General features: G+C 45.5%; 23 protein-coding genes. 11 read left to right on the top strand and 12 right to left on the bottom strand.

All coding sequences use genetic code 11. From position 1 onward, the window contains the following. Positions 1–63: 63 nt before the first annotated feature. Positions 64–501, bottom strand: a complete 438-nt coding sequence (locus C8R11_RS09175; RefSeq protein WP_107795437.1) for a hypothetical protein — start codon at positions 499–501, stop codon at positions 64–66. A gap of 336 nt (positions 502–837) precedes the next feature. On the opposite strand from C8R11_RS09175, the gene C8R11_RS09170 reads away from it, so the two are divergent. Next, entirely contained in the window at positions 838–1,428 is a 591-nt protein-coding gene (locus tag C8R11_RS09170) for a protoglobin domain-containing protein (RefSeq protein ID WP_107795436.1), read from the top strand. A 56-nt stretch (positions 1,429–1,484) separates the two neighbouring features. Here C8R11_RS09170 and C8R11_RS09165 read toward each other — a convergent pair whose 3' ends face one another. From C8R11_RS09165 to rfbA, 5 genes are all read right to left on the bottom strand, one after another. Beyond that, a complete protein-coding gene (locus tag C8R11_RS09165; RefSeq protein ID WP_107795435.1) occupies positions 1,485–1,829 on the bottom strand; it encodes a hypothetical protein in 345 nt (114 codons plus the stop codon). A gap of 243 nt (positions 1,830–2,072) precedes the next feature. After that, entirely contained in the window at positions 2,073–2,894 is an 822-nt protein-coding gene (locus C8R11_RS09160) for an alkaline phytoceramidase (RefSeq protein ID WP_244531848.1), read from the bottom strand. A 19-nt stretch (positions 2,895–2,913) separates the two neighbouring features. Next, positions 2,914–4,266: a DNA repair protein RadA gene (radA, locus tag C8R11_RS09155; RefSeq protein WP_090699377.1), complete on the bottom strand. Its 1,353-nt coding sequence runs from the start codon at positions 4,264–4,266 to the stop codon at positions 2,914–2,916. 31 nt (positions 4,267–4,297) lie between these two features. Beyond that, entirely contained in the window at positions 4,298–4,846 is a 549-nt protein-coding gene (gene rfbC / locus C8R11_RS09150; RefSeq protein ID WP_107795434.1) for a dTDP-4-dehydrorhamnose 3,5-epimerase, read from the bottom strand. Positions 4,847–4,878: 32 nt separating this feature from the next. Further along, on the bottom strand, positions 4,879–5,760 hold the full coding sequence (gene rfbA / locus C8R11_RS09145; RefSeq protein ID WP_107795433.1) for a glucose-1-phosphate thymidylyltransferase RfbA: 882 nt from the start codon (positions 5,758–5,760) through the stop codon (positions 4,879–4,881). Positions 5,761–6,096: 336 nt separating this feature from the next. On the opposite strand from rfbA, the gene C8R11_RS09140 reads away from it, so the two are divergent. Then, positions 6,097–7,716 carry an ABC transporter ATP-binding protein gene (locus tag C8R11_RS09140; protein WP_181258214.1) on the top strand — a complete coding sequence of 540 codons (1,620 nt, stop codon included), beginning with the start codon at positions 6,097–6,099 and terminating at the stop codon, positions 7,714–7,716. Positions 7,717–7,725: 9 nt separating this feature from the next. On the opposite strand, the gene C8R11_RS09135 is transcribed toward C8R11_RS09140, so the two are convergent. From C8R11_RS09135 to C8R11_RS09125, 3 genes are all read right to left on the bottom strand, one after another. Then, positions 7,726–9,594: a polysaccharide biosynthesis protein gene (locus C8R11_RS09135; protein ID WP_107795431.1), complete on the bottom strand. Its 1,869-nt coding sequence runs from the start codon at positions 9,592–9,594 to the stop codon at positions 7,726–7,728. 1 nt (position 9,595) lies between these two features. Then, positions 9,596–10,588, bottom strand: a complete 993-nt coding sequence (locus C8R11_RS09130) for an MraY family glycosyltransferase (RefSeq protein WP_107795430.1) — start codon at positions 10,586–10,588, stop codon at positions 9,596–9,598. Between the two features lie 142 nt (positions 10,589–10,730). Further along, positions 10,731–11,948, bottom strand: coding sequence for a pyridoxal-phosphate-dependent aminotransferase family protein (locus tag C8R11_RS09125; protein ID WP_107795429.1), 1,218 nt, complete (start codon positions 11,946–11,948; stop codon positions 10,731–10,733). A gap of 365 nt (positions 11,949–12,313) precedes the next feature. Here C8R11_RS09125 and C8R11_RS09120 point away from each other — a divergent pair, with 365 nt between their 5' ends. From C8R11_RS09120 to C8R11_RS09085, 8 genes are all read left to right on the top strand, one after another. Continuing rightward, on the top strand, positions 12,314–12,523 hold the full coding sequence (locus tag C8R11_RS09120; protein WP_146159102.1) for a hypothetical protein: 210 nt from the start codon (positions 12,314–12,316) through the stop codon (positions 12,521–12,523). Between the two features lie 20 nt (positions 12,524–12,543). Then, the gene (locus C8R11_RS09115; protein ID WP_107795427.1) at positions 12,544–13,689 is read left to right on the top strand and encodes an efflux RND transporter periplasmic adaptor subunit; all 1,146 of its coding nucleotides are present in this window, start codon (positions 12,544–12,546) and stop codon (positions 13,687–13,689) included. After that, positions 13,689–14,447, top strand: a complete 759-nt coding sequence (locus tag C8R11_RS09110; protein WP_107795426.1) for an ABC transporter ATP-binding protein — start codon at positions 13,689–13,691, stop codon at positions 14,445–14,447. The genes C8R11_RS09115 and C8R11_RS09110 overlap by 1 nt, the downstream gene beginning before the upstream one ends. 311 nt (positions 14,448–14,758) lie before the next feature. Beyond that, on the top strand, positions 14,759–15,982 hold the full coding sequence (locus C8R11_RS09105; RefSeq protein ID WP_090699394.1) for an ABC transporter permease: 1,224 nt from the start codon (positions 14,759–14,761) through the stop codon (positions 15,980–15,982). 133 nt (positions 15,983–16,115) lie between these two features. Then, a complete protein-coding gene (locus C8R11_RS09100) occupies positions 16,116–16,745 on the top strand; it encodes an exopolysaccharide biosynthesis protein (RefSeq protein ID WP_090699396.1) in 630 nt (209 codons plus the stop codon). Positions 16,746–17,162: 417 nt separating this feature from the next. Further along, positions 17,163–17,441 carry a hypothetical protein gene (locus C8R11_RS09095; RefSeq protein ID WP_107795425.1) on the top strand — a complete coding sequence of 93 codons (279 nt, stop codon included), beginning with the start codon at positions 17,163–17,165 and terminating at the stop codon, positions 17,439–17,441. 165 nt (positions 17,442–17,606) lie between these two features. Beyond that, positions 17,607–19,439, top strand: a complete 1,833-nt coding sequence (locus C8R11_RS09090; RefSeq protein ID WP_107795424.1) for a vanadium-dependent haloperoxidase — start codon at positions 17,607–17,609, stop codon at positions 19,437–19,439. A gap of 706 nt (positions 19,440–20,145) precedes the next feature. Further along, entirely contained in the window at positions 20,146–20,991 is an 846-nt protein-coding gene (locus C8R11_RS09085) for a mechanosensitive ion channel domain-containing protein (protein WP_107795423.1), read from the top strand. Positions 20,992–21,103: 112 nt separating this feature from the next. Here the strand turns inward: C8R11_RS09085 and C8R11_RS09080 are convergent, their stop codons facing one another. From C8R11_RS09080 to nudF, 3 genes are read right to left on the bottom strand one after another with little or no spacing between them, the layout of a single operon-like run. Next, complete coding sequence (locus C8R11_RS09080; RefSeq protein ID WP_107795422.1) at positions 21,104–21,895, bottom strand: slipin family protein; 792 nt, start codon at positions 21,893–21,895, stop codon at positions 21,104–21,106. Positions 21,896–21,899: 4 nt separating this feature from the next. After that, the gene (locus C8R11_RS09075) at positions 21,900–23,300 is read right to left on the bottom strand and encodes an NfeD family protein (protein ID WP_107795507.1); all 1,401 of its coding nucleotides are present in this window, start codon (positions 23,298–23,300) and stop codon (positions 21,900–21,902) included. A gap of 38 nt (positions 23,301–23,338) precedes the next feature. Then, positions 23,339–23,959, bottom strand: coding sequence for an ADP-ribose diphosphatase (gene nudF / locus C8R11_RS09070; RefSeq protein WP_425320581.1), 621 nt, complete (start codon positions 23,957–23,959; stop codon positions 23,339–23,341). A gap of 309 nt (positions 23,960–24,268) precedes the next feature. Here nudF and C8R11_RS09060 point away from each other — a divergent pair, with 309 nt between their 5' ends. Further along, positions 24,269–25,498, top strand: a complete 1,230-nt coding sequence (locus tag C8R11_RS09060) for an EAL domain-containing response regulator (protein ID WP_107795420.1) — start codon at positions 24,269–24,271, stop codon at positions 25,496–25,498. Positions 25,499–25,531: the final 33 nt, after the last annotated feature.

Below are 25,531 nucleotides of genomic sequence, written 5' to 3'. Positions count from 1 at the left end.
GTGACTGCACAATCCGGAATGCTTAATCCATTAACTCTGCAAAATTTGCAGGCCTCAATGAAACTACTGGCAGGTGATTAAATTGATTGAACCACGCTGGCGAACGCCAAATACTTCCTCTTCATTATCGCGCTGCACCAGTTCAAGCGCATTCCATGTGCCACTGAGCGTTGACGGGTTCAATTTTGCTGCAAACGTTTCAGCCCAGACTTCAATGCCTTCTTCGTGGTCTGTGCTTATAATAGTCAGTTTTACACTATCACCGGCAAGGATAGCATTACCATGCGAAGCCGAGAGAGTATTTTCGTAATCCACTGAGCCAAACAGAACAAAATGTCCGCCTTCTTTTTCGTAAACGCCAAATTTGTATTTCCACCAAGGTTCATTGGATTCATTGAACACTTGCCAGCAAAACTCGCCAAGATATCTTTCCGCGATTGAATACGGTGAAATTACAGTCAGAAAAAAACTGGTTAACAACACTAAAAATCGTTTGCTCATCATTCCTTCCTTTTTTGAATAATTAAAGATAACAATCGTATCGCCAAAAAACCATCACTTCGAATGCAATAATCTGCTGCACAATGATATACAAATAATTTAAAAATCAGCTAACTGAACACTTAAAACGATTCAACACAGACACCAATCGACACTATACTCTTTCGCAACCCATTGGAGTAAAATCGCGCCCAGCATTGATTCTGACCACGGTTTACAATATCCGTGCCAGAATTCCTTGCTTAACTTAACGATGCATACTGCAACCAGTATGACTGTTGCATATGTCAACATGTTCAACATTCTTCAAAAGTAAATCAATACAAAGGAAATCTTATGACAACCAATATACCTGGATATACCTATGGCAGTGCCGAAGTTGCAAAATCCCCCTTATCTATGGATGATTTCGCCAACATTAAACAAGCCGCTTTGTTTGGCGATGAAGACGTGCGTTATTTGAAAATGTCACGCGATATCCTGAAAGACCAGGTTGAACAAATTCTGGATGTCTGGTACGGCTTTGTCGGATCCACGCCATTTCTGCTGCACTATTTTACCAACAAGTCTGATAACCAACCCAACACGGATTATCTCGGCGCTGTCCGCAAGCGTTTTGGCCAATGGATTCTGGATACTGCAAATGCCAATTATGACCAGGACTGGTTGAATTACCAGTATGAAATCGGTCTGCGACATCACAGTATCAAGAAGAATAAAACCGATAACGTAGATGCAGTGCCAATCATCAATCTGCGTTACATTCTGGCGTTGCAAGTGCCAATCACCACAACACTACGGCCATTTTTGGAAAAAGACGGCCATTCCAGTGAAGATGTCGATAAAATGCAAGATGCATGGCGTAAGTCAGTGCTCATGCAAGTGATTTTATGGTCGCAACCTTACATACACGAAGGTCAATTCTAAAAAAAAGAGCAGCATTTCTGCTGCTCTTTACCTTATCCACTTTAGACTTTTCAGAATCAGCAGCGGCCTTTCCTGGCCTGCCCTGGAGGACAATGGTAGTCAGGACTACCACTTCGCTGATGATGATATTCGTAACGTGGATCTCTGTAAGCATCTCTGTGATAGAGATCTCTTTGCGGCGCCCCATGGTGCGCGTCCCGATCAGTTGCAATATGCGCCCCAGCAGTTGCGCCCAATGCTCCGCCGATGATCGCGCCGTTACGACCACCCAGTTCATTACCGATCGCTGCTCCGACAGCACCGCCAATGCCACCACCAATTGCCGCATCCAATGTATCGTTACCCGCATTCGCGTCGATACATGCCAGCATAAGTGCCAACATGAAATATTTCCATTTCATAAATTTAACAATCCTAATCAAAATATAAGTGTATTTATTTTAGTCATTTCCTGCTGTTGAAATTTCAACATGTGACATTAAATCATTGCACAAACAATTGTAGCGTATACCGTTAGGATTCCTAAGGGTTTTTATATTTTCTCTACAACAAATTCAGCTGCATTATCAGACAGCAAAAAACGAATTCAACTCTAAAAGCATCTTTGCTATAGACGGGCGTCAACTGAGACAGTTGGAACAGATTTATGCGATTGCTTTCTTGTCAACAACAAATGCTCTTCTCTGCAACATCTTCACTATCCACCAAATCGCCAATGCCGCAATCAAATGTTTCACAGTATGTCCGCTAATGACTTGACCGAAGTCGAAAATTTGCTGATCCAGGATTTCTGCCAGTTTAGCCACGGCATAAAGTCCGATTATTTTATAAATATCGTTTCCGTGCGTGTAACGGGAAGGCAAAAGCAAGCTTAAAAGCACAACCAGTAGTAATGAATAAAATTGAATAACAATATAAAAATTTAGATTGCCGGCACCCTGTTCCTCGCCCCAATACCAATACATGACGCTACTCGCACCCATCAATACAAGCACTGGTAATGACCAAAATCCAAGTCTCGGATGGACACGCTCAGAAAGGACTGCTGCTAACAAAGCGGTGACTCCTATCGCAATCGGCAGTCTGTCCCAGAACAAACCGGTATTATCGGGATGCCAATGATAGTAGGCGGAACCAAGCGCCGTCATGGCAACACTCGTAAACAAAACCAGGTATGGGCAGTATTCTGCTGCAGTAATAAAAATCGGACGATTACCATACTTATTCGACATGCTGTATGACCGCCAGAGTAACGACAATCCCATCAATCCACTCAACAAAATCGCAAGATTGGAAACCACATTCATAAAATTAGGAATTCCCAGCATCATTCGCTGATCGGCAAACAGATGATAAGTATGCGGTTGTGAAATCGGCGGCATCGCTACCGCAGCCAGAACAATCGCTATGGAAAAAATCGCCAATAACCACAATCGCGTTTTTTCATGCACGGCTTTTGTGGACATTGCTGCTACACATTTATGATCACCCATACATATGCGCAACTGCCTCGCTGATTCTGCCGACAGCGGTAATTTCAATACCGGAAATAGCCTGCTTGGGTTTATTGGCCAGCGGAATAATCGCGCGTGTAAAACCCAGCTTGGCTGCTTCCTTCAAACGCTCCTGTCCGCGCTGCACAGGACGCACTTCACCGGCCAGGCCAATTTCACCGATCACCACCATTTTTTCTATCAGCGGTCTATTCTTTAAAGATGAAACGATCGCCAGCAGAATTGCGAGATCCGCGCCGGGTTCTGTGATTTTCACACCCCCTACCGCATTGACAAAAACATCCTGGTCAAAACAGGGGACACCGGCATGGCGATGCAAAACGGCCAGCAACATGGCCAACCGGTTCTGTTCCAGGCCGACACACAATCGCCTGGGATGCGGAGAGCGTGCTTCGTCGACCAGCGCCTGAATTTCTACCAGTAGTGGGCGCGTGCCTTCCTGAGTCACCATGACACAGGAACCCGCCACTTGCCCGTCATGATGCGACAAAAACAATGCCGATGGATTTCTGACTTCGCGCAAGCCTTTCTCACCCATGGCAAAAACGCCCAGTTCATTGACTGCACCAAACCGGTTTTTGAAAGCGCGGACCAATCGAAAACTGGAATGCATATCGCCTTCAAAATACAAAACGGTATCAACCATGTGTTCCAGCACGCGTGGCCCCGCTAATGCACCTTCTTTGGTAACATGACCAACCAGAATAATAGCAGTGCCGCTGGCTTTGGCCAGTCTCGTCAATTGTGCAGCACATTCACGTACCTGAGCCACGGAACCCGGCGCAGACTGCAACGCTTCCGAATAAATAGTCTGAATGGAATCAATGACCGCAACACGTGGTTTATGTTCGTTCAGCGCCGCTTGAATTTTTTCCAGCTGGATTTCTGCAAAAAGCGGCACCGCCTGAACATTCAACGTCAGACGTTTAGCACGTAATGCCACCTGTTGTGCTGATTCCTCTCCACTGATATACAGAACCTGTTGATATCCCGACATATGGGACAAAGCCTGCAACAACAAAGTAGACTTGCCAATCCCAGGATCTCCGCCCAAAAGCACAACGCCCCCACGAACCAAACCGCCTCCCAGCACTCGGTCCATTTCGGAAATACCAGTAGCATAGCGCGGTTCTTCAAATGCCTCGATGTCACTCAGATTCTGCACCTTGCCTGTTTCCGATACCGGGCTGAAACGTGACATCTGCTTTTCTGTCACCGTTTCAATCAGTGTATTCCAGGACTGGCAATGCGGACACTGACCTTGCCATTTCAACGTCTGCCCACCACATTCTGTGCACACATAAACCGATTTCTGTTTCATCATCAGACTATCATCTCAGAGCCTTAACAAGATATTAATTCATATAAACATCTGCCAATTCGAAGGGTTTTCCCTGCGCATCCTTGTTCGAAAGAACGGGCTGGCAATCAATGGGCCAGTCAATGGCCAGCGCTGGATCATTCCAGATAATGCATCGTTCATGTTCAGGTGCCCAGTACTCGGTTGTCTGGTACAGGAATTCGGCATATTCCGAAAGTACAACAAAACCATGCGCAAATCCGGCAGGCACCCAGAGCTGTTTATTGTTTTCGGCATTCAGAATTTCACCCACCCATTGACCAAAAGTCGGAGATGATCGGCGAATATCTACAGCCACATCATAAACTTCGCCGGCAACAACGCGTACCAGCTTACCTTGCGGTTGCTTGATCTGGTAATGCAACCCACGTAAAACATGCTTGACAGAACGGGAATGATTTCCTTGCACAAACGTGACATGCTTGCCAATTGCCTGATCGAACTGACGCTGATTAAAACTTTCAAAAAAAAATCCGCGTTCATCACCAAAAACTTTCGGCTCTAATAAAATAACTTCAGGGATTGCCAGTTGTGTTGCTTTCATAGTTAAAAAAAATCAATCAATAGGAATTTTTCTCAATACTCGCGTTTCAGTACCTGTAACAAATATTGACCATACCCATTCTTGGCAAGGGGCATTGCTAGTGCTTCAAGCTTCGCCGCATCAATCCAGCCCTGCTTAAAAGCAATTTCTTCCGGACAGGCAATTTTGAGTCCCTGCCGATGTTCAATGGTCGCCACAAAATGACTCGCTTCCAATAGTGATTCATGCGTACCGGTATCGAGCCAGGCATAACCGCGACCCATTATTTCAACATGCAGTGCCGACTGCCGCATGTAAATTCGATTAAGGTCGGTAATTTCAAGTTCATTGCGGTGTGAAGGTCGAATGCTTTTCGCATAATCAACAACATGCTGATCATAAAAATATAAACCGGTTACCGCATAGTTAGATTTGGGCTGTTGCGGCTTTTCTTCCAGATTGATGGCCCGTCCATTCGTATCAAATTCAACAACACCGTAACGCTGCGGATCGTGCACATGATAGGCGAAAATACTCGCACCTGAGGGGCGTTCCACAGCGCTTAATAACAAATGATGTAAATCATGGCCGTAGAAAATATTATCACCGAGCACAAGCGCGGAATGGTCACTGCCGATAAAGGATTCACCGATGAGGAAAGCCTGCGCCAGCCCTTCCGGTGACGGCTGGACAGCATAAGTAATATTAATACCCCATTGATGTCCATCGCCCAGCAACAGTTCATAATGTGATATATCCTGAGGTGTCGATATAATCAGCAGGTCACGAATACCTGCCAGCATCAATGTAGTGAGCGGATAATACACCATCGGTTTATCAAAAACCGGCAGCAGCTGTTTAGATATTGCCTGTGTTACAGGATAAAGACGAGTTCCAGAACCGCCAGCCAGGACAATACCCTTTTTATGACGCACTTGAGGAAGCGTATTATCTTGCTTGGACTGTATTGTCGATGTAATCACTGTCGATATTCTCTGGCTCTAGCTTCGAAGCAAAACAATTGCAGCATTTGCATTCAATTCCGAATCTGTAGTAGAAATTCTCTATAAAAAACTGTTAAAACAAAAAAACACCATTGTACTATATGCCTGCATAATTACATAAACCCCAAAAGGCACTTCTGGCTTAGAATAATGGCTAAAAGACGCGCCGACCGAATAAATTCACTCTTCACATTCTAAATATCTATCGCTAATACAGCTTTTATATTCATGATTCACAGACACTACTATAAACGTCTTATAGAAGAAATGACTTCCTGCTGGACAGTCATCCTCTGGGCATTTCTATTTTTTTTGATCATAGCGGTCACCCTGTCAATACTTCCCATTCTGATCCAACAGATACTCCTTGCTTCTTTTGTAGAAAAAAATGCCGCAGCCATACAAACAGGCATGTTAACAATGATGATGTTATTGATTACTTGCAGCCTCGCCGATTATGGCGGTCATTATCTAATGCGAAAAGCAGGCAATCGTCTCTGCATGCAACTTAACTGCGCTCTGTTTGACAAACTGCTTAACTTACCACACCAATATTATCAAAATCTGAATAAACATCACGCAATTGATACTGTGTTGATCAGCATCAAACAAACTTCCCGCTCGACGGTGCAGATCATTACCATACTTGTCCGAAATACGCTTATTGTCATCAGCCTGGTATTATGCCTGGCATGGCTAGACCAGAATTTTGCATTACTAGTACTGCTTTTGATTCCGTTTGCCGTCATCATGCTGCAAATCGTTCAGAATCAAAAAGATGTAAAATCACATACTCACGCACCGGCTGTCAACAAACTTACCAGCCACTTGCAGAGATCCATTGAAAACTATCGGCTGATCAGATTATATGGAGGTCAGCAACAAGAATGTCAGCGTCTGAAAAACGACGCGCAGTCAATACAGAATAATGACATGCAACAAATCAACTACATAGCCTTCGTTGCCACGTTGTGCCAGCTTGTCATGATGCTCATTGTCGTGGCGATCACCTATTTAATCACTCAGCAGATTTTGAAAGGCGCATTTACACTGGAACAAACAGGCGCTTTTATTACGGCATTGCTGTTATTGATTACGCCCATCAGGCGGCTGGCAAGTATTCCCCGTGCATTACAGGTTGCGCAAAAATATCTGGAACAGGTATTCTCGCTACTTGATCAGCACACTGTTTCTGATGATAGCGACAAGACATTACCCAAATCACAAGGCAAACTGACTTTTGATCATATCAGTTTTTTCGACCAGAAACTGGAGAAGCCGATGTTGCAGAGGGTTAATCTGGAAATCAGGTCCGGTGAAACTGTTGCCATAATTTGCAAAACAAAACATCTACGATCACAAATCGTCGACTTGATGCTTGGTTTTTATCAACCAACAACAGGCAAAATGCTACTGGACGACAACCCATTTACTGAAATCAAGCATGCTGATTTACTCGCTCAATTTGCCCTGATTTCAAGTGAATCGCTTATTCTGAATGACAGAATCGCGGGCAACATTGCTTATGGCTCAACCGAATGTGCCGATGAAGCAAGCATCACAGCCGCCGCCTACAGCGCCCGGGCTTCGACTTTTATACGTGAAATGCCGGACGGGTTCCAAACCCGGGTTGATGAAAAAGGCACGAACCTGACCCTTCAACAATGGCAACACATTGCAATCGCGCGTGCAATGCTTAAAAAGCCATCCATTTTGATTATTGACGACTTATGGCTGCAATCTGACCAAACGTCATTGAATGAGATACTCGCCAAACTTACGCAAAATCGTACTACAATCATTTTGATGCATGCAATGCCCAGAACTATAGATCATATCGATCGTATTTTCCTGCTGGAAAATGGCGTCATAGCTGAAAAAATCTAGAAAAATAAATCAATGCACACTCTCACCGTTCGGTGAATACTCAGGCACCCACCGCGCCAGTTCTTTGCGCGCCTCTTCATCGCCGAGTGTTTTAATATTTTCAAAACGCGTTACGAATGCAACCAGCCACTGTGCATTGACTTCGGGCGCCTGCGCAATACTTAATTTCGTATGCGGCGTTGGTACTGTGTTTTCATTTGCAGATAACAATTCTTCGTGCAATTTTTCCCCGGGACGCAATCCGGTGTAAATGATACGCATATCATCTTCTCCCAATCCGGATAAACGAATCAAATCACTGGCGAGCTCCGTAATTTTGACGGGATCGCCCATATCCATCACGAATATCTCTCCACCACCTTTCGAACCACCCATCAGGCCCGCCTGCAAAACCAATTGTGCGGCCTCTGGAATCGACATAAAATATCGGGTCATTTCAGGATGCGTAACTGTGATTGGCCCCCCACTGGCAATTTGTTTGCGGAATTTTGGAATAACACTGCCCGCACTGCCTAATACATTGCCAAAGCGCACCATTACGAAACAGGTAATCTGTTCATGATTTTTTATCGATTGCTGCATTGCCTGACATACCATTTCCGCCAGACGTTTGCTCGCACCCATAATGTTAACGGGATTAACTGCCTTATCGGTTGAAACCAGCACAAACTTCTCTACTTTGTGACGAATAGCTGTACTGGCAAGAACGTAAGTACCCATGACATTATTGAGAACCGCCTGCCAGGCATTTTCATTTTCCATCAGCGGCACATGTTTATAAGCTGCGGCATGAAAGACAACGGACGGGGAAAACTGTATAAACAGCTGTTCAAGTCGTGCGCTATCTTTGATGTCTCCAATTACAAAGGACATGGACGTATCGGGAAATTCCTCCTGAAACTCCTCCTGCACACAATAGAGCGCATATTCATTGAGTTCGAACAAAACAAGATGCACCGGTTCAAATGCGATAATCTGACGGCATAATTCAGCACCGATTGAACCTCCCGCGCCTGTTACAAGTATCGTTTTTCCAGTTAGAAAACCATGCAGTCCTTCGTCATCCAGGACAACTGGCGCTCTACCCAAAAGGTCATCCAGCTGGATTTCTCGAATTTGTGACACGGTCGTTTTACCACTAATGAGATCCTGGTAGGAAGGCACAATCATGGCTTTGATTCCCATTTCTGAGCACATTTCCAATACATGTCTGTGCACGCGATGCGAAAGCGATGGCATGGCAATAATGACATGACCCACATTCAATTTATGCACCCAGTGCGGTAAGTCATCAATTACGCCCAACACGCGCACACCACGCAAACGTGTACCCAGCTTTCTTGGATCATCATCCAACATGCCAACCACATGCCAATCTCGGCTGCTTGCCAGGTCTTTAACAAGATTAACCGCTGTGCTTCCTGCACCCAGTATCAGCACCAGTTTACCTTCATAATTTTCGAGACTATAAAGTCGCCGCTCTTTCCATGCACGATAAACCAGGCGACTCCCCCCCATGATCAGCAACAATAAAATCGGCGCAAGCACGTTAATCGAATACGGTATGACGCCCAGCAACCCCAGATTCCAAAAAACGATTGTACTTAAGACCCCGCTAAGCAATACTGCTACCGTGATACGTTTCAGATCAGGGAGGCTGGCATAACGCCACAATCCCCTGTACAACCCTAGCCATAAAAAAATAACTGCCTGTGTCGGCAGAATCCAAGGCATTGAATCCAACAGTAGAACAAAGGGCGTAACGGAGATATTGAAATCTGCATAAAACAGGAAGGCAAGTAACCAGGATAAAACCACAGCAACCAGATCATGGGAAAATGCAATAACTGAACGTATTCCGTACTTGTTTCCAAACATCTTATATATCACCCGAGTAAGGCTTCTTACCCAAATCTGCCATCAACATTAACCCCAGATAAATAAATCCCCAAATGGCTGCAGCCATAAACTGAATATTCATATCCTGATTATTCACCCATAGAGCACATGCCCCTACAATGAGCATGAGACCATAGCCCAGCAACGCCGTGTTACGATGCCCGAAACCACTTTGCACCATCCGTTGATAATAATGTTCGCGATGCGCCATCCAGATTTTCTCACCGCGGAAACTCCGTTTAATAAGTGTAGCTGTCGCATCGGCAATGAAGGGTGAAAAAATTAATAACGGCAGCCATAGCGACCACAAATCGTTTATCCATCCCAGCAACCCCATCACGGCCGCGAAATAACCTAGCGGAACAGCGCCGACATCACCTAGAAAAATTCGCGCCGGATAAAAATTATGAAACAAAAATCCAAGTGACGCTGCAGCAAGCGAAAAATTGACCAAGGCAAAATTGACATTTCCGGACAGATAGGCCGCCAATCCGTAATAACCAAATCCGACTAACACCATTCCACCCGCCAGCCCATCCGATCCATCCATAAAATTAAACAGGTTTGATGTCCATATCACCGCCAGTGCACAGATCATCACCGGTAACCATCCATATGCATCAAGCAGTAGAGTGATGCAAAACCCAAGTGCAGTCAGAGTATGCACAAATAACCGGTACCCAACAGGCATTGACCAGATATCGTCGGCAAAAGATATAACCGACAGCGCAATAATGCCCAGCCACACTGGGACAGGAAGCACTGCCGAAAAAGCAATCCATACTGACAGCGCGCCAAATAACAATCCAACACCGCCAACACGTGATACCGGAACAGTATGCAGCGATCTCGAATTAGGATAATCCAGAACCGATGCGTTCTTCCTTTTGATCAGCCATACAATTGAAAAATAGGATACAAAAAATGCTAACAGTGATGCAGCAACAATGGAAAGAGGAAAATCCAGAAGCATGATGAACGGATCATCCCAGGTTAGTTATTTAAGCGCCGCTCTTCCGCTTAGTAGAATCAAAAGCAGAAAAGCGGCCTAGACTTTATGTTACGCAAAGACAAACTTCAAAAAACACAAGTACGCCTTTCCAGAAAATGAAGCCTTAAGACATCGGATTCGCTGCATAGCTCTGATGCGCAGCTGCTTCCGCAGCTCCACGCTTCAGATTCATACCCATATCCGACAATACAACCTCTAATGCATTCAGACATGTCAGTACATTCTCGACCCTGCTGGATGTACCCATCAAACCAAAACGCCAGACTTTTCCAGCAAAGTCACCGAGTCCGGCGCCAATTTCCAGACTGTATTCATCGAGCAATCTGGCACGAACAACTTTATCATCAATACCGTCCGGAATAAAAACCGAGTTCAGTTGTGGCAACCGATATTTTTCATCAACCACATATTGTATACCCATCGTCTCAAAACCTGCCTTCAATGCCTCATGATTACGTTTATGCCGTGCCCATGAATGTTCCAGTCCTTCTTCAGACAGCATCACCAGAGATTCATGCAACGCATAAAGCGCATTGGTTGGTGCGGTATGGTGATATGTACGTGTAGATGATCCCCAATAGCCCAGCAACAGGTTTATATCCATAAACCAGCTGTGCACCTTCACTTTACGTTTTTTTACAAAATCAGTCACGCGCTCGGAAAAGCTGACCGGTGACAATCCAGGCGGACATGAAAGACATTTCTGGCTGCCGGAATAAATCGCGTCAATTCCCCATTCGTCCACCTTGATTGGCGACCCGGCGAGTGATGTCACCGTATCTACAATTGTCATACAATCGTGACGACGCGCAATTTCACAAAGTGTTTTGGCATCCGACAATACGCCCGTCGAAGTTTCAGCATGAACAAAAGCCAGAATTTTGGCATCAGGATGTTGTTTAAGAGTGTCTTCCACTTTTTGCGGATCGACAGGCTCACCCCATTTGTCATCCACGACTACGGCCACACCACCATGACGTTCAACATTCTCAACCATACGCGGACCGAACACACCATTACGGCATACAACCACTTTGTCACCCGGTTCAATCATGTTGACAAAACACATTTCCATACCGACTGAGCCGGGAGCTGAAACTGAGAACGTCATTTTGTTTTTGGTCAAAAATGCATAGCGTAGCAGTTCTTTGATCTCTTCCATCATAATTACAAAAACCGGATCAAGATGGCCGAGCGTCGGGCGTGCCATGGCGGATAAAACACGATGATGCGTATCAGATGGACCTGGACCCATTAACATGCGCTGGGGTGGATAAAATGTTGTTATTTTTTTAGAAGGACGAAAATCTTCGATAGTCATGGACAATCCTAGTATTATTGTTAAGTAAAATGTTTTTATAAACGTTAAGGTCGCAATTTTAACAAGTGATTGGAAAGTTTACTATAAACACGATAGCATTCAGTCAATTTTATTTACTGAAATAACATGAAAAAGATCACGGCACTTCGACTCAACCCATTGAACCGGCCCTATCACAGCTTGTCTCAGTGTACAAAGCTTGGAAGCAGTTCAAAACCAACCATCGTAGCAAAACGCACTATTTTGAAACAATTTTTTGATGCATTAAAGCGAATAGCTGTTTTATTTTATTTGCTGACAACAGCCCAGCCATGGTTTATAAAAAAATTAATAATAAAACAATTCACCCGGATTCAAATACAAATATGCAGACATCAGCGCTAAACAGGCCATTGAAATTCGTCATGCGCGTATTTTCAAGACGCAGTCTGGAGAAAGGACCGAATTCACAGGGTGTTGATGCGCATTATGAATCAGTTGTTTACACCGAAACTTCAGGCGCCATAGAATGTCACCAGCCTGCTGGCCATTTCTATCCTGCCACTCTGGCACTTTGTTTGCACGATACTCCTTAAACCCGACTCAATTTATACGCATGTTTATTCGCAACACAAAACCTATTGTTATCATTGCGCTATTACTTATTCCGATTACCACCTACTGGTATATGCGAGATGACAATGTAGCCAAAATCAACCCTTACCTGACGCGCACAATTGATCGTGGCGATATCATCCAAACCATTTCCGCTAACGGCACGCTGACCCCGGTCGTACTTGTCAATGTAGGCACACAGGTTTCCGGCACCGTGGCCAAACTGCACGCCGATTTCAACGACCAGGTCGAAACCGGCCAGATTCTGGCTGAACTGGACCCTGCCTTACTACAGGCACAACTACAGCAATCCAGAGCCAATCTGCTCAGTGCACAAACACAATACAATATTGCTGACAGCAAACTAAGGCGCCATCGCACCTTACATGAAACGGGTTTTATCTCTTCTGAAGCGCTGGACATTGTCAGACAGGAATTGGATGCGGCCCGCGCACTGCTGGCGGTCAGCCGGGCGCAGGTTGAACGGGATCGCGCCAATCTGAATTACAGCATTATCAAGTCACCGATTTCAGGCGTTGTTATTGCACGCGATGTTGATATCGGTCAAACTGTTGCGGCGAATTTTCAGACGCCCATTCTGTTCCAGATTGCCAAAGACTTACGTGAAATGCAGATCAACATCAGTGTCGCCGAAGCGGATATCGGACTATTACGTATAGACCAACCGATCAATTTTACCGTAGATGCCTACCAGAACAGTACATTTAACGGCACAGTCAAACAAGTCCGCCTCAATCCAACCATACAGGAAAACGTAGTTACCTACAATGTTGTCGCCATGGTCAATAACGATGAAGGCATACTCTTACCGGGCATGACCGCCAACATCCACTTTGTCGTTGATCAACGGCAAAATGTACTGCGCGCATCCAACGCCGCATTACGCTATCAACCTAAAGATCCGGCAGCAAGTGACAGTCAGCAGCCAGGCAGACAAAATAATGAGTCCACACTCTATCGCCTGATTGATGGCAAACCTGTCGCAACCCCTGTTATCACCGGCATCACCGATGGCAATTTTACTGAAATCGTTACCGGCACCGTCAAGGCAGGGGATTCGGTTATTATTCGGGAGAAAAGTGAGAAAAAAGATTCGGAAACTAAATTCAGATTCAGAATGTTCTGATGTTAACACCTCAATCCAGCGCCGCGTCATCAGCCTTAATCCGTATCGATCATCTGTACAAAAGCTATAATCTTATTGATGCTAGTGGAAAAACGATTCAGAACCCTGTGTTGCAAAACATCAACTTAAACATCGAAAAAGGTGAGTTTGTCGCCATTATGGGTCATTCCGGCTCAGGAAAGTCAACACTAATGAATATTCTGGGTTGTCTTGACACACCCACCAGCGGTGATTATTGGCTGGAAGGCCAGAATGTTGCGACGCTATCCAATGATGCACTGGCACGCATTCGGAATCGTTATATTGGATTCGTTTTTCAGGGCTTTAATCTGCTAAGCCGGATGACCGCACTGGACAATGTCGCCGTACCGCTGCTCTACGCAGGCGAGAACCGCGTCACAAGCCGTAAAAAAGCGCTTGAACAGCTACGCCGCACCGGACTGGAGAAATTTGCCATGCACCACCCCAATCAGTTGTCAGGCGGCCAGCAGCAGCGCGTGGCCATCAGTCGCGCGCTCATCAACCACCCCCCATTGATACTCGCTGATGAACCCACAGGCAATCTTGACACGCAAACAAGCGAAGAAATTATGGCATTATTCGAACAGCTCAACCGTGAGAGAGGCATGACTATTGTACTGGTGACACATGAAAATGAAATCGCTGCTTATTCGAGACGACTGATTCGGATCAGGGACGGAAGCATTGTATATGACGGAAAACAAGCGCTTACACACAACTCAGGTACGGACATATGATTGATTGACAGGTTGTCCAAATATTTAACAGATTGTCGAGAAACGTTCTCAAAGCAGTCAATGCAGGACAACAACCCATGATAAAACTACTGCAAGCAGATTTTGAACAACTGAAAACTGGCCTGAAGGGTGAGGCACATAATATGCAGAATAAAAAGCGGAGTTATGCATCTATGATTCGTATAATAAGTGGCCATTTTGAGTCTGTTTTTACGGAACAGTGGCAACACAGATAGCTTTTCAACAACCTTTTACCTGAAAAAACAAAGGCAACAACATAATCTAACTGATATATTTAACAACTTAATCAGATGAATCTTGTCACCATCATTGGAGAAGCTTTGCGTGCTTTGCGCATGAACCGATTACGCACCGGACTGACCATGCTTGGCATGATTATCGGTGTAGCGGCCGTCGTCCTCATGCTCTCAATAGGGCAAGGCGCACAAACCAAAATTAATCAATCTATTGAAACGATGGGCAGCAATCTATTTATTGTGCTGCCGGGCGCAACTTCATCGGGTGGTTTGAGTTTCGGCAGCGGCAGCGTCAAAACCCTGACTGTCAATGACTCCAGAGCAATTGATGAATTACCGTCAATCAACGCCACCGGCCCCGTAATCAGCGGTACGGCTCAACTGAATTTCGGTGCAAAGAACTGGAGCACAACGATTACCGGCACCACGCCGGACTATTTCTCCGTTGGCAACTGGGTAATCGAAGATGGCACAATATTTTCTGAATCTGATGTCAGGTCAGCTACACGGGTTGCCGTCCTCGGTTCCGTAACAGCCAGCAACCTGTTTGGCACAGTCAATCCTGTTGGCAGAACCATCCGCATCACCAACCGCCCCTTTCTCGTTGTGGGCGTTCTGGCCGCTAAAGGACAAAGCCTGAGCGGGCGCGATCAGGATGACAATGTTTTTATTCCCATTACGACCAGCGAGCGTCAAATCACCGGCAACCAATTCCCAGGGTCCATTCGCTATATGTTGGTTCAGGGGAAATCGGCCGCACTCATGGAAGAAGCTGAAATTGAAATCACGCAACTTTTGCGACAACGTCATCGCATCTCCGACGGTATGGAAAATGATTTTACAGTGCGCAACTTAACTGCGATCGCTGACGTCGCAACCGGGACAGCAAAAATTCTTTCCATTGTACTGGGGGCAATAGCATCCATCTCATTGGTGGTGGGTGGCATAGGCATTATGAATATCATGCTGGTATCCGTCACGGAGCGTACGCGTGAAATAGGTATTCGCATGGCAGTCGGCGCCAATCGGCGTGCCATTCTGATTCAATTTCTGCTGGAAGCCATGATGATATGTTTTATGGGTGGGATGATCGGTGTGACGCTCGGGATCAGCGGTGCATGGATTGTCAGTCAGGTTGTTGACATGCTGGTTGTCATCACACTTAGCATGATACTACTCGCTTTTATGTTTGCGTCCGCTGTCGGTATTTTTTTCGGCTTTTATCCTGCCAGGAAAGCAGCTTCGCTCAAACCCGTTGACGCACTCCGACATGAATAAACACACACCATATCAGAAGCCGGCACAATCTTTTTAAATGAACTTTACTAAAACATAAGAGCTGGTCACTCATTGTTACTTTACCAAACGCCGTTTATCTGAAATGATACCGTGAAATAAATGGAAATAACCGATGAGCACTAATCACAACGATAATAATAAAGAACGATCTACCTCTGAATTACTGGAAACAGTTGTCATTGTCTATCGAAGCGATACCCTGACTGTGGGAGAAATCAAGAATTCACTGCATGAACGTGGTTTCGGTGTGCTATTGGCAATCGCCGCCCTGCCACTTTGCCTTCCGGTACCTGTGCCCCCAGGCTACACAACTTTTTTTGCCATCCCATTGTTCATTTTTTCGGTGCAAATGATCATTGGCATGCAGGCGCCCTGGCTTCCAGCATGGATCGAAAAGAAGAAAATCAAACGCACCAGTCTGGAAAAGTTGATCGCCAAAGCGAGTCCTTGGTTAAAAAAAATTGAGAAAAAACTGCAACCCAGATTGACCTATATCAGCGTACATACCTGGGAGAGAATTATCGGTATTTTTTCGTTTGTTTTCGCTTTGTCTATCTCACTTCCCATACCCCTGACCAATTTTCCTCCAGGATGGGGCATTCTCATTATGTCATTAGGCCTGCTGAGCAAGGATGGCATCACTATCCTCATCGGCATGATCGTCGGTACCATAGGTGTAGGCATCACCATGATTATTCTGGTGCTGCTGTGGATGGGCATGTCACTGCCGACTTTCTATTAATCAACACATTTGATAAATCCGGATCAAAATCAGATCACAGTGTTTTCCCCGGGCGCAGTTAAATATACTGTTACCTGTGTGAAATCTCACAGAAACATTTCCTGCCTTTTATTAGACTTGTACTCCATCAATTGAGAATGACGTGTGCAGCATTCACAGGATTCGCTGTCAGTCGTCGTAGCCCCTGACAAATGCTGCAACGCGGTGACGACGCATCCTGTAATCACTCGACAGGTCAGTTTTCAACGTCACTTGCAGAGGCAAAACCTGCCTCTGCAAGTGACGCTGGAAAGCGAACTAAATTCATCATCATTCAGTTGATTGCGTACTAACGCTGTGTTTGATTGAATCTCGTTATCGATTCAATACAACATGGCCATTTTTTGAAAATGTTCTCATTAATCTAAAGGAAATTTGATGAAATATACCCAAACGCTTATTGTTTTCTGTATGCTGTCACTATTAATCGCTGGAAATACGGCCGTCATTGCAAATGATTATATCAGCAGCGACGTGCAACGAATTGGAATGGCCACAAGCCATAATAAAATGAGCACTTCAAGAAGCGAGTTAAAAAGATTGAATGCCACATCGGAAGCTCAAGCATCCTGTGCTTCCCAAGACATGGATGAACTTGATTCAAGTCATCAGTTGGGATCCGGTAGTAAAAAACACAACCAGCAACAAGCGTGCTGAAGTCATCAGGTTGCAACAAAGGTGATGTTTCAGCATTTAATAAAGACCAGTGTTAATCTTTAAGCAAAGCTGTAAGCTGTATTTTACATCACCTTTGCCATGATAAATTTAAGTTAAATTGTTAATTTATCATTATCTGTATAAATCTTTATACTAGGAGGCCGTATGCAATACCGAAGACAAAAATCTCTTGCAGTTCGACAAGCTGCAGCTGAACTCGCAGCAGCACGCGTCCATCCGACCCATTATAGTAATGGGGATGAGAACCGCTTCCGTTTCGAGAATATTTCCGGTGACAATGACCCGCGTGCAAACAACGCGCCAACTTACATTGGTAATTTTACAAAATGCCTGCCGCATGATAAAGATGGTTTTTTATTAAACCCATCCGATTATGACGCCTGGGTTCGCGCCATTGACTCGGGTGAGCAAAGCGAGATTGCCGGTTTACGCATTGGCCCCGGCCCGTTTCAACCAAACGGTGATTTTGAATACGCCAATCCTGCGGACCCGAACTCGCCTCCCTTACTCAACTGGTCACATGCTTATAGCGATCCACCCGCACCCGGTATACGTGCCTGGGAAAGTCAGGGCGCCGGGTTGACCCATGATCTGGAAGGGCCTGATGCACAATCGGTGACGATGCCGCCTTGCCCTTCACTGGATAGCCAGGAATTGATTGCAGAGATGGCAGAAGTTTATTGGATGGCAATCTGCCGTGATATTCCTTTTCGCAATTGGGCCACAAATGCGACAACCGAAAGCGCACGGAATTCCCTGAAACGATTCTGGTGGTTCCGTTCTGACCGTACAGATGATCTAAACGGTGCAACTGACCGGCTGCCCGATTCATTGCAGCGCAGGCGTATTTTCAGTGAAAACGGAACCACGCCAGTTCCTCTGGAAAAACTATTTCGCGGCGTCACCCCCGGCGAACAACTGGGCCCCTATATCTCACAATTTCTATTGATCGGCAACACCGGTATAGCCAATGCACAATCCATTACCGACGGACAAATAGCTTATGGCGCCATTCGTGCTGATCAACGTGTTCGTATCGCTTGTGAAGAAGTGGATTATCTGCAAAACTGGAATGAATGGCTGGATGTACAAAACGGCGCAGATGTACGCAACCGTGAAAGCTACGAAGCTGGCTATCGTTTTATTGCCAGGCCACGTGACATTGCAACTTATGTGCATCATGATGCATTATACGAAGCCTACTTGAACGCCTGTCTCATTCTGCTGGGCTTGAAAGCACCTTTTGACCGTGGCCTGCCATTCCAGCTGGCCGACTACAAAGACAAGCAACAGGGCTTTGCTCAATTCGGTGGACCGCATATTTTGACACTGGTAACCGAAGTGGCGACCCGGGCATTAAAGGCTGTACGTTACCAGAAATTCAACATTCATCGGCGGTTGCGACCCGAAGCAGTCGGCGGTTGGTTGTATCAGCGCCGTAACGGCAACAGTACAATCAGAAATCGTCTTGCAGCATTGACAAATATGGAAGCGGCATTTTCGGGCACCTCCCAGCTTGCGAATGTCATTGAAACCCGAAATGGGACACATGATAACTGGCTGTTGCCGATGGCTTTTTCGGAAGGATCACCAACCCACCCATCCTATGGCGCAGGACATGCAACCGTAGCCGGTGCTTGCGTTACGATTCTCAAGGCATGGTTTGATCATGGATGGGAATTGAAGTCCGGTGGATCACGTTTTGCTTATGAAGCAAATGCCGATGGCACGTCACTGTTTGATGTCAGCACCATCTATCCCGACACACTGACCGTCGAAGGTGAATTGAACAAGCTCGCCGGTAATATTTCAATCGGTAGAGACTGGGCCGGTGTTCACTACTACACCGATTACATCGAATCGTTACGGTTGGGTGAACAGATTGCACTGGGCATGCTCGAGGAACAAAAGCTTACGTATGGTGAAAACTTTTCGCTGACAGTACCGTTATTTGATGGCACCAGTGTCCGTATTTAATTCGGATTACCAGTACTCCTGTTTTCCAATCAACGAGACCTTTGAGAAAGCGCACCTGAGCTGGACTGTAAATATGGACATAATTGTTGTCATTAAGTCCACCAATTTACCGAACTGCCGGTTCGGGTGCACCCGCCAATAAAACAGCTTATTTCAACCAGGCTTAACTTTCTAAATCCCACAATAGCAACACAGACAGTTATTCAACAGCCTGCCAGCACTACATCAACTCAAGAATGATGGGGCCAGTCAGTTTCCCAGCATTACCGGCAAGACAGGTTTCGCTGACAAGGGTTATTCCCTTACCAAGAAACCCAACGCAGCCAGCAACATTGAAGAATTAATCCATGCGGGAATCCTGGACATACATTCAGAACAAATATATGAAAATTTGCAGCGTCTGCCCAGCATGATAGTTGCGAACAATTGACGCGCATGTTTTATCTTTGCTACGCTCACGACAGCAATGTGATTTTAAAGGCGTAATTCTTACACACATCATAACAACGGACATAACAGCTATACCAGAAAATCAATTGAAAGATTTTTTTGAAAATATAGCAAAAACTATCGACAGGATGTTGTTGCAGCAATTGATTCTTTCTCAAAGGTATTGAATACTGAACAGACCACATGCACACAACCCTGTTTTTGTTACAATTCTTAAAGAAACAATATAAAACTCTCATTTAAACCTGATCTATACATGTCTGAGCTTCTTTTAATTTATCTGGACGACCAGCTTGTCCAAAGCTGTACATTGATAGTGGCTGTGCTATCACTGCGAATGTTGTTCGTGCACCTGATCAAACGCAACAGGGAAATCCTGACCGATGGCCATCGGCATTGGATTACCAGTGTCAAAAATTTCAGCTGGCTGATTATTATTCTTGGATTGCTGGCAATCTGGTGGCCGGAGCTAAAGAATTTTGCTTTTTCCATTGCCGCTGTAACGCTGGCACTAGTTATTGCGACGAAGGAATTGATTCTATGTTTCAGCGGCGCCATGCTGCGCGCGGGCACGGGCGCATTCACTATTGGTGACTGGATAGAGGTGGGATCGCATCAGGGTGAAGTCATCGACTACAACATGTTCTCCACCACACTGCAGGAATTGGACAGATCACCCAACGATTACAGCTTTACCGGCAAAACAATCGTAATACCAAACAGCCTTTTTCTGTCTGTATCAATCAAAAACCTGAATTTTTTCAAACGTTATGTGTTTCACCGCTTCAGTATCACCATTGAGCCACATCTAAACGTAATGAGAATCCAGCAATGGATTGTCAGTGAAGTTAATCAGCTGTCAACGGATTTTATAGAAATTGCGAGACGTTACAATGCATTTATTGAGAAAAGAACCGGTGTCGATGTTCCCGGCCCGGAACCGCGTATCCTGATCAGCACAAATGAATATGCCAAACGCGTGATCACCGTCATCGTATTTTGCCCCACTGAAAAAGCATCCGAGCTGGAACATCACATTACGTACGGCGTGCTGGAACGGGTTTACCAGACCAGCGATTCATTTAGGCTGGGCTCAAGCTGAGTCCGTATTGTCAATCGCAATGCTGGCCACCACATCGAATTCCACATCGCATTTTTCGCGGGCAACATATACAGCACAGTACGCGGTCTTCGGGATAGCGAACTGATTGACACTATACATTTGCATCTTTTTTGGAATTACTATCCTGCTGATTTGCATGCTTCTCAATAATTCTTTGCAAAGGCACGATAAGTTCCATGGGTAGTGGAAAAACGATGGTTGAGCTTTTTTCTCCGGCGATTTCAGTGAGTGTTTGCAGATAGCGTAGCTGTAATGCCTGCGGTTCTTTGACCAGCACCTGCGAGGCTTCCAGAAGATGATGTGATGCCTGCAATTCGCCTTCGGCATGAATAATTTTCGCACGCCGTTCGCGTTCAGCCTCTGCCTGCTTGGCAATGGCCCGGATCATGGATTCATTGATATCGACATGCTTGATTTCGACATTGGCAACCTTGATACCCCAGGCTTCCGTTTGTTCATCCAGAATTTTTTGAATGTCGTTGTTAAGTTTTTCCCGGCTGGCGAGCATTTCATCAAGTTCATGTTGCCCCAATACGGAGCGCAGCGTGGTTTGCGCCAACTGACTGGTGGCGGCATCATAATCTTCGACCTGAATAATGGCACGTTCAGGGTTAATCACACGAAAATAGATGACCGCATTCACTTTGACGGAAACATTGTCACGCGAAATGACATCCTGGCTGGGTACATCCATGACAATTGTTCTAAGATCAACGCGCACCATGGTCTGAATGACAGGCACAATGATAATGAGCCCCGGGCCTTTCACTTTCCAGAAGCGGCCAAGTTGAAATACCACGCCGCGCTCGTATTCCCGCAGCACTTTGAAAGCACTGGCAAAAAAAAGTACAGCAATGCTCAGAATAATCAATAAAATTTCCATCCGATTAACCCTCCTTGATTTGACTTGCGGTATCTTGCGAATCTGCAGTGTTCGAATAAGGTTCAACTTGCAAAACCAGTCCATTAACTGCGGTCACCCGTATTTTTTCACCTCTTTTTAGCGGTACCCTGGTTGTTGCCTCCCATCTTTCACCGTGAATTCTGACCCAGCCCTGTCGATCAAAATCGTACAGCACCTCTCCGGTACTCTGTTCAACCTGTTCCATACCGCTGACCACCGGACGCTGTCGTGCTTTGATCGCCATGCCTACAACTGCCATGAAAAATGCGGCCGATAGTAAAGCAACCGTCACAATAAGTGGGATGGATATTCCATATCCGGGAACACCGGTATCCAACAGCATCACAGACCCGATGACAAACGCAATCATGCCACCAATGCCCAGCGCCCCAAAACTGGGTACGAATACTTCTGCCAGCATAAAAGCGATGCCAACCATTAGTAATGCGAGCCCTGCATAGTTAATGGGTAATACTTGAAATGCGAATAATGCCAATACCAGGCAAACAGCGCCGACGACACCTGGAAAAATCATGCCCGGATTAGAAAATTCAAAAATCAATGCATAAATACCAAACAGCATCAAAATATAAGCGATATTCGGATCTGTAATAATAGCCAGCAAGCGTGTACGCCAATCAGGTTCAAAGTGTTCGACGACCATTTGTTTCGTTGATAATGTCAACGCTTGACCCGAAATATTGACGATGCGTCCATCAATTTTAGATAATAAATCCGGAATGCTAGTCGCAATCAGGTCAATGACGTCATTTTCCAGCGCCTCTTCCGCTGTCAGGCTGGCAGCCTCGCGTACCGCCTTTTCTGCCCATTCGGCATTGCGGCCTCGCATCTGCGCAAGACCACGGATATATGCGACAGCATCGTTGACAATCTTGTTTGACATGGGATCCTGTGATGCGCCATCTGCTGCGCCTTCATCTTCCTGAAATTTGTCAAAGGTATCCTTGCCTGGCGAACCTGGCAGGCCACCAATTTGTACCGGCGTAGCCGCGCCAAGGTTGGTGGCAGGCGCCATAGCGGCGATATGACTGGCATACAGGATATATGTTCCGGCGCTGGCTGCACGCGCACCGCTCGGAGAGACAAAACCGACAACAGGTACTGGTGAAGCAATAATATCCCGAATAATCGCACGCATGGAAACATCCAGTCCGCCAGGCGTGTCCATTTGCAGGATAATGATCTGGCTGTTTTGTTCTATGGCTTTGTCAAAGCCGCGCTGAAGGTAATCTTGTGTGGCGGGACCGATAGCGCCGTCAATATTTAACCATATAGCCTGTTGCGAACTCTGTGCGAATAATAACAGTGGCCACCAGAAAACAAAGAGAAAAATGATGCTGTAATTTAATTTCGAATTGTGCATGCCTGTACCCACGTCATTAACCGATTGTTAAAAACTTTTCATGCCAGCCATTGCGCCCGCACACGATCGCGATTCAATATCAGCCATTGTAGTGCAATAATTGCACTGGCCGAGTTAATTTTTCCTGCCTCTAAAAACTGCAGCGCCGTTTCTAAGGAGGCGACATGTACCTTGATATCCTCTCCCTCATCTTTTGCACCATGTATGCCCCCCGCAAACTGGGTATTCACACGACCACAAAATAACGCGATCCGTTCTGTCATGCCACCGGGGCTAACCAGATAATCATACAGTGGAATCAAATCAGTAACCTCACAATCAGCTTCTTCCAGACTTTCACGTTTAACCACATCCTCCGCTTTTTCATCGGTTTCAATGATGCCGGCAACGATTTCCAACAACCACGGACCATTTGGCGTATCCATGGCACCTACGCGAAATTGTTCAATCAAGATTACTTCGTCTCTGAGCGGATCATAAGGTAAGACAGCCGCCGCATGCCCGCGTTCGAATAATTCGCGTATGATCGGTTGACTCCACCCCCCCTTAAATAAGCGATGGCGCAAGCGGTAACGGTCTATACCAAAGAACCCTTTGTAACAAACTGTTCTTTCGAGAATCTCCACATCTTTACGCGTCATTATTATATATGCCTCTATTTTTTCGGATAATGAATGATCAGTATATTGCGCGATGACTGCGCATGCAAAACAAGGGCTAACAGGTCGCTGAAAACTCCATTTTGAAACAAGCGAAAAGTTTGTTCGCTACAGTATCGGACAACCGCATTGCACATTTCTAATTCCCCTGCTAGATTCAGGGCTGCAATAACAAGTTGAAAATTTTTCACTTAAATTTTATTTAATCTCTGTTCTCATCAATAAAATTCATCTATGATCATTTGCTTATACAGCATTAATTTTTATTTATTATCTTCAAAATGCAGCTTTTAGAAAAAAAAGAATGTCATGCCTAATGCCACCGATATTAAGATTCTGATAGTCGACGACGACACATTCATGCTCAAAATTCTTACAAAAATGCTTAATAATCAAGGATTAGAGTCGGTAGAATCTTGTGACAACGGCTCGGACGCACTTGCCAAAATCGATGATACCGACACTTGCCCGGATTTAATTTTGCTGGACCTCAATATGCCGAATATGGATGGTATAGAATTTGTACGCTATCTGGTGGAGCGAAAGTACCAAGGCAGTCTTATTCTGGTCAGCGGAGAGGATGAACGGATGTTAAAAACTGCAGAAAAGCTGGTTCATGCACATAAAATACCCATGCTGGGGTATCTGCACAAACCGGTCAGTCCCGATAAGCTCGCTGCAATTACCCAAAAATGGAAGCCACCTGAAGAACCGCACCTGCTTCAGCCTGAAGCAAAAGTATATAGCGCGCAAATGTTGCAATCGGCCATTTCCAACCATGAATTGGTAAACTATTACCAACCGAAAGTAAGGGTGGCGACGGGTGATGTGATCGGTGTGGAAACACTGGTACGCTGGCACCACCCTACAGATGGGCTTGTGATGCCGGATCGGTTCATTCACATTGCAGAAAAAGGTGGCTTGATCAATGATTTGACCTGTCTTGTACTTAAACAAGCGCTGGCGCAGGCCAAGATCTGGCATGAAAGTGGCCAAGTGCTACGTGTAGCGATTAATGTTTCAATGGATAATCTGGCATCCCTGGATTTCCAGGATCTTGTAGTGAATCTCGCCATTGAAAATGGCGTTTCGCCACAAAGTATCGTACTTGAGGTGACGGAGAGCCAGTTAATGGGTGCTGATACGCGTGTTCCGCTTGAAATTCTGACGCGATTACGCCTCAAGCGGTTTCATTTATCAATTGACGATTTTGGCACCGGACATTCCTCAATGGCGCAATTGCGGGATATTCCTTTCGACGAACTCAAAATTGATCAGGGCTTTGTGCATCACGCTTGGGCGGATGAAACTTTGCGAGCAATGTATGACGCCAGTCTGTCTATGGCCAAACAGCTGGGCATGGAAGTTGTTGCTGAAGGGGTCGCAGATTTAGATGACTGGACATTTCTTCGTCAAACTGGCTGTGACTTTGCACAGGGAAATTTTATCTCCAAACCGCTTCAGGCTGATGATTTTATGAAGTGGATGGAAGACTGGCAAGGACGGATCGATGATGGCCTGGTTGCTGACTCAGATTAACAGCTTATTGACACACTTAAGTGATTTGAGCAG

The sequence above is a fragment of the Nitrosomonas aestuarii genome (assembly GCF_003046585.1).
Lineage (GTDB): Bacteria > Pseudomonadota > Gammaproteobacteria > Burkholderiales > Nitrosomonadaceae > Nitrosomonas > Nitrosomonas aestuarii.
Note: the sequence above shows the minus strand (reverse complement) of the source record. Positions and strands in the feature narration are given on the sequence as shown.